13 protein-coding genes are annotated in these 12,146 nt (G+C 67.7%); 10 read left to right on the plus strand and 3 right to left on the minus strand.

Annotated elements, in window-relative coordinates; genetic code table 11:
* The first annotated feature begins 120 nt into the window (after positions 1-120).
* On the plus strand, positions 121-1,248 hold the full coding sequence (prfB, locus tag ABLE38_RS07320) for a peptide chain release factor 2 (RefSeq protein ID WP_348973500.1): 1,128 nt from the start codon (positions 121-123) through the stop codon (positions 1,246-1,248).
* Between the two features lie 29 nt (positions 1,249-1,277).
* On the plus strand, positions 1,278-2,015 hold the full coding sequence (locus ABLE38_RS07325; RefSeq protein ID WP_348974461.1) for a methyltransferase domain-containing protein: 738 nt from the start codon (positions 1,278-1,280) through the stop codon (positions 2,013-2,015).
* Here ABLE38_RS07325 and ABLE38_RS07330 read toward each other — a convergent pair.
* Positions 2,001-2,402 (minus strand): JAB domain-containing protein, encoded by a 402-nt coding sequence (locus tag ABLE38_RS07330; protein WP_348973501.1) that lies wholly within the window; start codon positions 2,400-2,402, stop codon positions 2,001-2,003. The two genes, ABLE38_RS07325 and ABLE38_RS07330, sit on opposite strands and share 15 nt — an antisense overlap.
* A gap of 128 nt (positions 2,403-2,530) precedes the next feature.
* Between ABLE38_RS07330 and ABLE38_RS07335 the strand changes: the two genes are divergently transcribed.
* The 8 genes from ABLE38_RS07335 (at position 2,531) to ABLE38_RS07370 (ending at position 10,565) form a co-directional block, all read left to right on the plus strand.
* Positions 2,531-3,325: a thymidylate synthase gene (locus tag ABLE38_RS07335; RefSeq protein ID WP_348973502.1), complete on the plus strand. Its 795-nt coding sequence runs from the start codon at positions 2,531-2,533 to the stop codon at positions 3,323-3,325.
* A 53-nt stretch (positions 3,326-3,378) separates the two neighbouring features.
* A complete protein-coding gene (locus ABLE38_RS07340; protein WP_348973503.1) occupies positions 3,379-3,537 on the plus strand; it encodes an Rmf/CrpP family protein in 159 nt (52 codons plus the stop codon).
* 57 nt (positions 3,538-3,594) lie between these two features.
* Positions 3,595-4,065 (plus strand): dihydrofolate reductase, encoded by a 471-nt coding sequence (locus tag ABLE38_RS07345; protein WP_348974462.1) that lies wholly within the window; start codon positions 3,595-3,597, stop codon positions 4,063-4,065.
* Positions 4,062-5,234 carry a dipeptidase gene (locus ABLE38_RS07350; protein WP_348973504.1) on the plus strand — a complete coding sequence of 391 codons (1,173 nt, stop codon included), beginning with the start codon at positions 4,062-4,064 and terminating at the stop codon, positions 5,232-5,234. Before ABLE38_RS07345 ends, ABLE38_RS07350 begins: the two co-directional genes overlap by 4 nt.
* A 186-nt stretch (positions 5,235-5,420) precedes the next feature.
* Positions 5,421-6,341: a bifunctional riboflavin kinase/FAD synthetase gene (locus ABLE38_RS07355; RefSeq protein WP_348973505.1), complete on the plus strand. Its 921-nt coding sequence runs from the start codon at positions 5,421-5,423 to the stop codon at positions 6,339-6,341.
* Between the two features lie 324 nt (positions 6,342-6,665).
* Positions 6,666-9,593, plus strand: a complete 2,928-nt coding sequence (locus ABLE38_RS07360; protein ID WP_348973506.1) for an isoleucine--tRNA ligase — start codon at positions 6,666-6,668, stop codon at positions 9,591-9,593.
* 2 nt (positions 9,594-9,595) lie between these two features.
* The gene (lspA, locus tag ABLE38_RS07365) at positions 9,596-10,159 is read left to right on the plus strand and encodes a signal peptidase II (protein ID WP_348973507.1); all 564 of its coding nucleotides are present in this window, start codon (positions 9,596-9,598) and stop codon (positions 10,157-10,159) included.
* Positions 10,152-10,565 carry a DUF3035 domain-containing protein gene (locus ABLE38_RS07370; protein ID WP_348973508.1) on the plus strand — a complete coding sequence of 138 codons (414 nt, stop codon included), beginning with the start codon at positions 10,152-10,154 and terminating at the stop codon, positions 10,563-10,565. Before lspA ends, ABLE38_RS07370 begins: the two co-directional genes overlap by 8 nt.
* A 104-nt stretch (positions 10,566-10,669) precedes the next feature.
* Here the strand turns inward: ABLE38_RS07370 and ABLE38_RS07375 are convergent, their stop codons facing one another.
* Both ABLE38_RS07375 and ABLE38_RS07380 read right to left on the minus strand, forming a co-directional pair.
* A complete protein-coding gene (locus ABLE38_RS07375; protein WP_348973509.1) occupies positions 10,670-11,464 on the minus strand; it encodes a TorF family putative porin in 795 nt (264 codons plus the stop codon).
* Between the two features lie 197 nt (positions 11,465-11,661).
* On the minus strand, positions 11,662-12,141 hold the full coding sequence (locus tag ABLE38_RS07380) for a RidA family protein (RefSeq protein ID WP_348973510.1): 480 nt from the start codon (positions 12,139-12,141) through the stop codon (positions 11,662-11,664).
* Positions 12,142-12,146: the final 5 nt, after the last annotated feature.

The following is a 12,146-nucleotide window of genomic DNA, read 5'->3' on the forward strand; positions in this document are numbered from 1 at the left end:
ATATACACACCCGTCATCCCCGCGAAGGCGGGGATCCAGGGTAACGGGCGACGCCGCTCCGGGCTCTGGATCCCCGCCTTCGCGGGGATGACGAATTGAAAAGTTCGAAAGGTAAAACCCATGCGCGCCGAAGCGCAGGCTCATGTCGACAACATCAAGGAGTCGCTCGCGCTGCTCCGCCGGTTCCTCGATTGGGACCGCGCGCTGCGCCGGCTCGACGAGCTCAACGCGCGTGTCGAGGATCCCACGCTGTGGAACGACGCCAAGGCCGCGCAGGACGTGATGCGCGAGCGCCGCCGTCTCGACGAGGCGATCAGCGCCACGCGCGCGATCGAGACCGAGCTCAACGACACCGCCGAGCTGATCGAGATGGCCGAGGCCGAGGGCGACGAGGAGATGGCGAGCGAAGGCACCGCCAGCCTGGGCCTGCTCGCCGCGCGCGCCGAGAAGGACAAGGTCATGGCCCTGCTCTCGGGCGAGGCCGACGCCAACGACACCTATATCGAGATCAACTCGGGCGCCGGCGGCACCGAGAGCAACGACTGGGCGGGCATGCTCCAGCGCATGTACACGCGCTGGGCCGAGCGGCACGGGCTCAAGGTCGAGCTGGTCGACTATCATGCCGGCGAGCAGGCAGGCATCAAGTCGGCGACGCTGCTGGTCAAGGGCGAGAACGCCTATGGCTATGCCAAGACCGAGAGCGGCGTGCACCGGCTGGTGCGCATCAGCCCCTATGACAGCGCCGCGCGCCGCCACACCAGCTTCTCGTCGATCTGGGTCTATCCGGTGATCGACGACAATATCGAGATCGAGATCAACGAGAGCGAGCTGCGCATCGATACCTACCGGGCATCGGGCGCCGGCGGCCAGCACATCAACACCACCGATTCGGCGGTGCGCATCACGCACTTGCCCACCGGCATCGTCGTGCAGTGCCAGAACCAGCGCTCGCAGCACAAGAACAAGGCCGAGGCATACAACCAGCTGCGCGCCCGCCTCTACGAGCGCGAGCTTGCCGAGCGCGAGGCAGTGGCGAACGCGACCAACGCCACCAAGAGCGACATCGGCTGGGGCCACCAGATCCGCTCCTACGTCCTCCAGCCCTATCAGCTGGTCAAGGACCTGCGCACCGGCGTGACCTCGACCGCGCCGGGCGACGTGCTCGACGGGGATCTCGACGCGTTCATGGCGGCTGCGCTATCCCAGCGCGTGACCGGCGAAGCGGTCGAAGTGGAGGATGTCGATTGAGACGCGGCCCCGCCCTGCTCCCGATATTGATGCTCGCGGCGTGCAGCGGCGCGCCGGCGATCGGGAACAGGCAGGAGGCCACGCCCTCGACCAATAACGGCTTCCCGGCCGCCGACCGCCCCGTCGCCTCGATCCTGTCGCCGCGCTGGTCGACCGAGGAAGCGCGCGACCGGCTCAACGAGGCGGGCCAGGTGATGGACCTGGCCGGGATCAAGCCCGGCATGACCATCGCCGATATCGGCGCGGGCGAAGGCTATTACACCGTCCGCATGGCCACCCGCGTCGGCAAGAAGGGCCGCGTCGTCGCCGAGGACATCGTGCCCGAGACGCGCGACTATCTCGCCACGCGCGTGCTGCGCGAGAAGCTCGACAATGTCAGCGTCCGCCTCGGCCTGCCCGCCGATCCGCGGCTGCCCGAAGCCAGCTTCGATCGCGTGCTGATGGTGCACATGTATCACGAGATCGAGAGCCCCTATGAGTTCCTCTGGCGGCTGCGCCCCGCGCTCGCGCCCGAGGGCCAGGTGGTGGTCGTCGATGCCAACCGCCCGACCGAGCTGCACGGCACTCCGCCCGAGCTGCTCAAATGCGAGTTCGCCGCGGTCGGCTATACGCTCGTCTCGATGAAGCCGATGCCCTCGGCAGGCGGCTATATCGCGATCTTCGAGGCCAAGGGCGACCGCCCCGAGCCGAGCGCGATCCGCGCCTGCAAGAGCGGCAAGACCGCTACTCCGGCAAGCATGCCTGCAGCGGGATCAAAGGAACCCTAGGCTGCGGAAGCTGGTGATGCCGCGCGTCGCGACCACCAGGTGATCGAGCAGCCGCACCCCCAGCGCATCGAGCGCGCGGGCGAGCCGCCGCGTCGCATCGCGGTCTGCCTGGCTCGGCGTCGGGTCGCCGCTCGGATGGTTGTGCGCCATCACCACGCCGAACGCATCGAAGGCGATCGCATCCGCCGCCACGTCGCGGATCGGCAGGTCGAGCCGGGTGCGGAACGCCGATCGCGCATGGCGGATGCCGAGCACCTGCTGGTTGCGGCCCAGATAGACGAAGGCGAGCACCTCCACGCGCTCGCGCGCCAGCGGTGCGAACAGGTTCCCGGCAGCCTGCGGGTCGGGCAGGCGCCAGGGCGGGCGGGGCGGTTGTTCGGATGACACCCCTGCCGCCTGCCACCCCTGCGTCCGCGCCCGAAGCAGGACCGCATCCGCTCCGGAGCCAAGGTTTCTCCACAATGGAGATACACCGCCCGCTTGGCGCGGCGCCGGCCGGGGTCTAGGTTCGCGCGATGCAGCAATATCTCGACCTGATGGCCCGCGCGCTCGAGACCGGCGCCGAGCAGATGGACCGCACCGGCACCGGCACGCTGAGCGTGTTCGGCGCGCAGATGCGCTTCGATCTCAGTCAGGGCTTCCCGCTGCTCACCACCAAGAAGCTGCATTTGCGCTCGATCCTGATCGAGCTGCTCTGGTTCCTGCGCGGCGACACCAATGTGAAGTGGCTGCAGGAGCGCAAGGTCAGCATCTGGGACGAATGGGCCGACGAGGCGGGCGAGCTCGGCCCGGTCTATGGCAAGCAGTGGCGCGACTGGGAGGCGGCGGACGGCCGCCATATCGACCAGATCCGCGAACTGATCGAGACGCTGAAGACCAATCCGGGCTCGCGCCGGATGGTCGTCTCCGCCTGGAACCCCGGCGAGCTGCACGCGATGGCGCTGGCGCCCTGCCATTGCCTGTTCCAATGCCATGTGGCGAACGGCAAGCTCAGCCTGCAGCTCTACCAGCGCAGCGCCGACATCTTCCTCGGCGTGCCGTTCAACATCGCCAGCTATGCGCTGCTCACCCATCTGCTCGCCGAGCAGACCGGGCTCGAGGTCGGCGACTTCGTCTGGACCGGCGGCGACTGCCATCTCTATTCGAACCATCTCGACCAGGCCCGCGAGCAGCTCAGCCGCACGCCGGGGCCGATCCCGCGGCTCGAGATCCTCCGCAAGGCGCCGTCGATCGACGCCTATGAATATGAGGATTTCGTGATCCACGACTATGTCGCCCAGCCGCACATCAAGGCGCCGGTGGCGGTCTGAATCTGAACGGGCCGGGCTTCCCTTATGCCCGGCGGAAATCACGGAGAAAACAAGTGGCAGCTCCCCAGGACAAGGCATGGCAGGACGGCCATGCGGCAGGAAAGAACGGCAAGCCGGAAACGGCCTGCCCCTACAAGAAGGGCACGCTCATGCTCGCCTGGCAGCAGGGCTGGCAAACCGGCGCCAAGGCGCGCGACGGCGCAAATGCCTGAGGCCTTGCCGGGGCGCAGAAACGGGATCGCCCGCAGCCCCGCAGGCCCCGCATGCAAGTGATCTCCTTCCACCTCGCCCGCGCCGACAATGGCGTGATCGGCGTCGATGGCACGCTGCCCTGGCACCTGCCCGCCGACCTGAAGCGCTTCAAGGCGCAGACGATGGGCAGGCCGATGATCATGGGCCGCAAGACCTTCGAGAGCTTTCCCAGCCCGCTTCCCGGCCGCCGCCATATCGTGCTGACCCGCGACCGCGGCTGGCAGGCGGAAGGCGCCGAAGTCGCGCACTCCCCTGCCGAGGCGCTCGAGCTCGCGGGTGACGGCGATGTCGCGGTGATCGGCGGCGCCGAGGTGTTCGCGCTGTTCACGCCCGACCGGGTCGAGCTCACCGAGGTCCATGCCAGCCCCGAGGGCGACGCCCATGTGCCCCCTTTCGGGCTTGAATGGCGCGAAGTTGCACGCGAGGACTATGCGCAAGAAGCGGGGCGCCCTGCCTACAGCTTCGTGACGCTGGAGCGGGTGCAATGAAGAAGAAGATCCTGTGGGGACTGCTTGCGGTCCTCGTGCTGGCCGCCGTGGGCTTCTTCGGCTTCGCGCCTGGGATCGTCGAGGGCAGCATGAACAAGGTGGTGCCCGTCAAGCTCGCGCGCCCAAGCGACGCGGCGAAGCAGCTCCACGCCTCGCTCCAGATCGCCGACATGCATGCCGACACGCTGATGTGGAGCCGCAGCCTGCTCGATCGCTCGAACACCGGGCAAGTCGACCTGCCGCGCCTGCTCGAGGGCAATTACGCGCTCCAGGTCTTCTCCTCGGTCACCAAGACGCCGAAGCACCAGAACTACGATTCGAACCCGGGCGACACGGATCAGATCACGCTGCTGACCATCGCGCAGCTCCAGCCGCCCAAGACCTGGACCTCGCTGCTCGAGCGTTCGCTGTTCCATGCCCGCAAGCTCGACCGCGCCGCGGCGGGATCGAACGGCAAGCTGCGCGTGATCCGCACGCCCGCCGATCTCGACCAGCTGCTCGCCGATCGCGCGCGCGGCCAGAAGGTGGTCGGCGGCATGCTCTCGATCGAGGGGCTGCAGGACCTCGAGGGCAACCTCGCCAATCTCGACAAGCTCCACGACGCCGGCTTCCGCATGGCCGGCATGGCGCATTTCTTCGACAATGACGTCGCCGGATCGATGCACGGCGTGAGCAAGGGCGGGCTGACTCCGCTCGGCCGCCAGGTGGTGGCGCGGATGGAGCAGCTCGGCATGGTCGTCGACATCGCCCATTCGAGCCATCAGACCGTTGCCGAGATCCTGGCGATGGCGAAGCGCCCGGTCGTCTCCAGCCATGGCGGCGTCCAGGCGACCTGCAAGGTCAACCGCAACCTGACGGACGACGAGATCAAGGGCGTCGCGCGCACCGGCGGCGTGGTCGGCATCGGCTATTGGGACGCGGCGGTCTGTGGCACCGAGCCGGCGAACGTCGTCCGCGCGATCCTGTACGTACGCCAGCTGGTCGGCGTCGACCATGTCGGCCTCGGCTCCGATTTCGACGGCGCGGTGACCACCGGCTGGGATTCGTCGCAGCTGATCGCGATCACCCAGGGGCTGATGGACGCGGGGCTCCCGGCGGACGACATCCGCAAGGTGATGGGCGGCAATGTCCTGCGCGTGCTCCGCGCCGGGATCGCGGCGGGGAAGTAAAATTCCTCCCCCAGCTCGCTGGGGGAGGGGGACCGTTCGCGCAGCGAATGGTGGAGGGGCCGCCGTCGCAGACGGCGGTGTCCCACCGCCGCCCCTCCACCACGACGCTTCGCGTCGCGGTCCCCCTCCCCGAGGCAAGCTCGGGGAGGATTTGATTGCGGCAACGCTTCCCCTATAGCCCCCGCCATGGAGCGTCTCGACGGCGGCGCGCCGGTCCCGCCCCGCTATAGGGGTGCGATCGTCGCGCTGGGCAATTTCGACGGATTTCACCTGGGGCATCAGGCAGTGGTCGGCCGCGCAGTGGCGCGGGCGCGCGCCGAGGGGCGCCCGGCGCTCGTCGGCACCTTCGATCCGCACCCGCAGCGCTATTTCCGTCCGGACAGCCCCTGGTTCCGCCTGACCACGATGGACCAGCGCCAGCGCCTGCTCGCCGAAGCCGGCGTCGATGCGATGCTGGTCTTCCCGTTCAACGCCGAGCTGGCAGCACTCAGCGCGCGCCAGTTCGGTGCGCGGCTGGTCGACCTGGTCGGCGCCGGCGGGGTGGTGACGGGCAACGACTTCACCTTCGGCAAGGGCCGCGAGGGCGATGTCGCGATGCTCGCCGCGCTCGGCGCCGCGCTGGGCTTCTCCGCGGAGACGGTCGATCCCGTCCAGCTCGACGGCGAGACCGTCTCGTCGAGCCGCATCCGCGCGCATCTTCGCGAGGGCCGCCCCGCCGAGGCCGCGCGCCTGCTCACCCGCCCCTTCACGATCGAGGGCGTGGTCCAGCACGGCGACCAGGTCGGCCGCACGCTGGGCTATCCGACCGCCAACCTGAGCCTCGCCAATTATCTGCGCCCCGCCTACGGCATCTATGCGGTGCGCGGGCGGCTTCCGGACGGCCGCGTGCTCGGCGGCGTCGCCAGCCTGGGCATCCGCCCGACCTTCGAGCCGCCGGTCGAGCTGCTCGAGCCGCATTTCTTCGATTTCGAGGGCGACCTCTACGGCCAGGCGATCGAAGTCCAGCTGATCGACTATCTGCGCCCCGAGACGAAGTTCGATTCGCTGGACGCGCTCACCGCGCAGATCGCCGCCGACGCCGCCAAGGCACGCGCGATTCTCGGCTAGCGCGAATCGCGCACCACGCGCTGGTGCAGCCGGATCATCCGGAGGCGTACCCGGTGCCATTTGCTGACATCGTCCCAGCGCGACTCCTCGGTAGCGCGGGTGTCTGGACGTCGATCCGCGCCAGCGCTTCCCGCTCGGGAAGCAGCAGATATTGCCCGGCCAGATCGGCGATCTCGTCCCCTGCGGGTACGGTCGAGGGCTTAACATGGATCATACCCTTCCGACTCGCGAGAGCGGCCCCGGGTTCCCGGAATTGGTGGTGAATCGCCCGTTTGAACATCGGCTTTGCATGGGGCGCACGCTTCCTCTAATTCCCGCCCACTCATGACCGACGCAAAAGACACCCAGAGCGCCGATTGGCGCGACACCGTCTTCCTCCCGAAGACCGACTTCCCCATGAAGGCAGGCCTCGCCCAGAAGGAGCCCGCCATCCTCGCGCATTGGGAGAAGATCGGGCTCTACCAGAAGCTGCGCGCGCAGCGTGCCGGCCGCACCCGCTTCATCCTCCACGACGGCCCGCCCTATGCGAATGGCGACATTCACATGGGCCATGCGATGAACAAGGTCCTCAAGGACATCGTCGTGCGCTCGCAGAGCCTGATGGGCAAGGACGCGCCGTACGTGCCCGGCTGGGACTGCCACGGCCTGCCGATCGAGTGGAAGGTCGAGGAAGCGTACCGTGCCAAGAAGCTCAACAAGGACGAAGTCGACCCCGTCGCCTTCCGCGCCGAATGCCGCGCCTATGCCGAGAAATGGGTGGGCGTGCAGCGCGGCCAGTTCGAGCGGCTCGGCATCATGGGTGATTGGTCCACCCCGTATCTCACGATGAACTTCGAGAGCGAGGCGATCATCGCCGGCGAGCTCTTGAAGTTCGCCGAGGGCGGCCAGCTCTATCGCGGCGCCAAGCCGGTGATGTGGTCCCCGGTCGAGAAGACCGCGCTGGCCGAGGCCGAGGTCGAATATGAGGACATCGTCTCGACGCAGATCGACGTCGCGTTCGAGATCACCGAGGCGCCGAACGCGCCCGAGCTGGTCGGCGCGCATGCGGTGATCTGGACGACTACGCCGTGGACGATCCCGGTGAACCAGGCTTTGGCGTACGGGCCGGAGATCGATTACGTCCTGCTTGAGTACATTGTCGGCGTTGGTGGAAAGGTCGGGGACCCTCCAATCGACGCTCTCGAAGGCTGGGGTCATCCGAGCCTCGAGACGCTTCGGAGCAAGCGCGTACTGGTCGCTGCCAATCTGGTTTCTGCGTTCGAGGGTCGATTCGCTAGCAGCGCCCGGAAGAACCTCGCCGGGGATGCCCGCTATCCGACGCCGCACGGCACGGTCTTGGCTCATTTCAAGGGCTCCGACCTCGCCGGCGCCGTCGCCCGCCACCCGATGCACAAGCTCGGCGGGTTCTTCGCCAAGCCGCGTCCGTTCCTGCCCGGCGACTTCGTCACCACCGATGCGGGTACCGGCCTCGTCCATATGGCGCCGGATCATGGCGAGGACGATTTCCTGCTCTGCAAGGCGCATGGCATCGATCCGGTGTTCGCGGTCGATGCGGCGGGCATGTACCGGCCGGACTGGCTGTGGCTCGGCGGCCAGGGATCGGTGATCAACAAGAAGTTCGTCGCCAGCGACGGCCCGATCTGCACCGACCTGCGCGAGGCCAGCGCGCTGCTCGCCGCTTCGGACGACTTCACCCACAGCTATCCGCACAGCTGGCGCTCCAAGGCGAAGATCATCTTCCGCTGCACGCCGCAGTGGTTCATCCCGATGGATCGGCCGAGCGGTGCCACCCGCGACGCAAGCTGGGACGACGAATCGCGCGAGGCCACCGCCTCGAACGGCGCGACGCTGCGCGGCATCGCTCTGGACGCGATCGAGAATACCCGCTGGGTGCCCGAGCGCGCGATCAACCGCATCCGCGCGATGGTCGATGGGCGCCCCGACTGGGTGATCAGCCGCCAGCGCGCCTGGGGCGTGCCGATCGCGCTCTATGTCCACCGCCAGACCGGCGAATATCTCCGCGATCCCGAGGTCAACGCCCGCATCCTCGAGGCCTTCGCGACCGGCGGCGCCGACGCCTGGTTCCAAGCCGATCACCGGGCGCTGCTCGGCGAGAAATACGACCTCGCCCATTATGAGGTGATCACCGACATTCTCGACGTCTGGTTCGATTCGGGCTCGACGCACAGCTTCGTGATCGAGGCGCGCTACGGCGCCGGCACTCGCGCCGACCTCTATCTCGAGGGTTCGGACCAGCATCGCGGCTGGTTCCAGTCGTCGCTGCTCGAAGCGAGCGGCACGCGCGGCCGGGCGCCGTACGACGCGGTGCTGACGCACGGCTTCGCGCTCGACGGCCAGGGCAAGAAGATGTCCAAGTCGCTCGGCAACGTCGTCGATCCGCTCAAGATCATCGGCGAGAGCGGCGCCGATATCCTGCGGCTCTGGGTCGCGCAGACCGACTATTTCGACGATGTCCGCATCGGCAAGGAAGTGCTCGCCGGCACCAGCGATGCGTATCGCAAGATCCGCAACACCTTCCGCTACCTGCTCGGCGCGCTCGACGGCTTTAGCGAGGGCGAGCGGATCGCGGTCGCCGAGATGCCCGAGCTCGAGCGCTACATCCTCGCCAAGCTGGCCGGGCTCGATGCCGAACTGCGCTCGGCGGCCGACGCGTTCGAGTTCAACCGCTACAGCCGCGCGCTGTCGGACTTCATGAACGAGGACCTCTCGGCCTTCTTCTTCGATATCCGCAAGGACTGCCTCTATTGCGAGGCGGAAGGATCGGCCAAGCGCCGCGCCTATCGCACCGTGCTCGACGTGCTCTTCCACGCGCTCGTCCGCTATGCCGCACCGATCCTCGCCTTCACGGCGGAGGAAGTGTGGCAGGCGCGCTTCCCGAGCGAGGACGAATCGGTCCACATGCTCGAATGGCCGGTGCTGCCTGAGGGCGCGGCGGTGCAGAGCGACTGGACCGCGATCCGCGCGCTGCGCCAGCAGGTGACCGAGGCGATCGAGCCCTATCGCCGCGAGAAGCAGGTCCGCTCCAGCCTCGAGGCCGAAGTCACCGTGCCCGACCTGCCCGCATCGGCGGAGGATCTCACCGAGCTGTTCATCGTCTCCAAGGTGACAAAGGGCGATGCGGTCACGGTAACGCCCACCCAGCGCCATAAATGCGGCCGCTGTTGGCGCCATCTCCCGGAAGTTGCGCAGGACGGCGCCTTGTGCGACCGCTGTGCCGGGGTGGTGGAATGAACGTGACTCGTGGAATCGGCTTTGCCGTCGCGGCCTTGGTCTTTGTCATCGATCAGGTGACGAAGCTGCTGGTCGTGCGCGCGCTCGGCGTCGACCTCAAGTTCGTCCAGACGCTGATCCAGCAGCGCCTCGGCCTGGATGGCCTCAACCACGTCCAGGAAGTGCTGCCGATCTTCGACCTGCGCTTCGTCGCCAATATCGGCGTGTCGCTCGGCCTGTTCGCGGCGAACAGCGACGCGACCCGCTGGATGCTCGTGCTGCTCACCGGCGCGATCGCCGCCGGCGTGATCTGGTGGATGTTCCGCGAGAGGAAGCTGCCCGATGTCTGCGCGCTCGGCATGGTGCTGGGCGGCGCGCTCGGCAACATCCTCGATCGCGGGCGGCTCGGCTTCGTCGTCGATTTCGCCGATCTGCATTTCGGGACATGGCGCCCGTTTTTGGTCTTCAACGTCGCCGATGCGGCGATTACCATCGGCGTGCTGATCCTGTTGATCCGCGCCCTTCTAGTGCGCGATAAGGCCGCAGGCGACAGCCCGGCCGCTGTGGAGAATGAAGTCAATGCGTAAGACTGTTACCCTCGTGAGCGCGATTGCGCTCGCGGCATCGCTCTCCGCCTGCGGCAAGAAGGGCTATGATCGCGCCCGTCCTGACGAGTTCGCCGTCGCGCGCCAGGCGCCGTTGGTGATCCCGCCCGATTTCTCGCTGGTTCCGCCCCAGCCCGGCGCGCCGCGCCCGCAGGAGGCCAACCCGGCCAACCAGGCGCTCGACGCGATGTTCGGCGGCTCGGCCGCGCGCAGCCCGGGCGAGCAGGCCGTGCTCGATTCGTCGGGCAGCACCGGCGCCGATCAGAGCGCGCGCTCGACCGCGGGCAGCCCCGGCACCAATGTCGTCGACAAGGGCTCGACCACGCGCGACATCGTCGCGGCGCCCGAGGGTGACGGCAAGGACGCCAAGGCCAGCACGCCCAAATAAGCGGCGCGCCCTTCACGCAATAAGAAACGCCGGCCTGCATCCCCCTGCAGGCCGGCGTTTCCGTATGGCGGGGAGCGCGGCGCGCTCCCCTTCCCCCCAACTTTTTAGAAGGCGACGCTCACCGAGCCGAGGATGCCGCCCTTGGCCGCGTTCTTGCCGCTCGGCGTGAAGAAGTCGGTGTCGGTATCGACATAGGAGACGCCGAAGGTCAGCGTCTTCCAGGTCGCGGTCGCGCCGATCGCCCAGTCGGTATATTCGCTGGTCGGGCCCGACAGCCAGCTCGGGCCCCAGGTGTGGCCGAGATGGCCGGTGAGGCCGATCGGCGTCTTCGGGATCGAGACCGAAAGGTCGCCCGCCAGGTAGAAATTGTCTTCCTTCTTGAACGCGCCGGTCAGGCCCTGGTCGATCGCCAGCGCCTTCTGCTTCGGCGCGTAGTTGCCGGTGACCTTCGCGGTGACCGGGCCGATCGCATAGGCGACCGAGGCATAAGGCTCGACGAAGTCGGACTTGCTGACGTCGCCCGCGAAGCCCGGCTTGGTGCCCGGATAGACGTAGTAGAGCGCGCCGACATCGAGGGTGACGCCGCCGCTGAACGCATGCTTGTAGCCGGCGATCAGGTCGAGCTCCTGGTGGGCGGTGCCGTGGACCGTGACGTAGTCGTCGACCGAGGAGCCCCAGGCCGAGATGTAGAAGCCCGACGAATGGCTGATCGTGATGCCGCCCTGCACAGCGAAATTGCCGTCGGTCTGCGAGATGCCGCGGAACTTGTAGTCGCTGACAACGCCAACGCTGCCGCTGATGGTCACGGCGGGCGGCGGATCGGTCTGATCCTGGGCCATCGCGGGGGTGGCTGCGGCCGCAGCCGCGAAAGCGGCGAGGCTGATGATCGTGTAGCGCATGGAATACCCTTCCCGTTTATCTAAAGGGTTCCCGCCTGCCGTCGCCGGTACTGCGTCCTTTGGGCCTCGAAGGCCTGCGCGGTTTGCAGCGACACAACTTCCTTGCCGGAACGCGCTGCGCCGCACAACATTATTTGCTGTAACGTTACACCGAAGGCCGGAACACTGTTGCGGCGCCGCAACAGCGGCGCGCCCGATCAGTCCAGCGCCGCTGCGCGAATCTGCACCACGGCATCGATCTCGACCGCGGCGCCGAGCGGCAGCACCGGCACGCCCACGGCGCTGCGGGCGTGCCGGCCGGCATCGCCGAACAGTGCCTGCATCAGCTCGGACGCGCCATTGGCGACCTTGGGCTGATCGGTGAAATCGCCTGTCGAATTCACGAACACGCCCAGCTTCACGATTCGCTCGACCCGCGACAGGTCGCCGCCGAGATACTTCTTGATCTGCGCGACGAGCATCAGCCCGCAGCGCTGCGCCGCCTCGGCCCCGAAATCGAGATCGCGATCCGCACCGAGTCGCCCGGTCATCAGCGCGCCGTCCTTGAAGGGCAGCTGGCCCGAGATGTGGAGCAGGCCGTTCGCCTCCACCACGGGAACATAGGCGGCAACCGGTGCCGCGGCTTCGGGAAGGGCGAGGCCAAGCTCTTCGAGCTTGCGGTCGACATGCGTGGTCATGCGCC

This window comes from Sphingomonas sp. KR3-1 (assembly GCF_040049295.1).
GTDB lineage: Bacteria > Pseudomonadota > Alphaproteobacteria > Sphingomonadales > Sphingomonadaceae > Sphingomonas.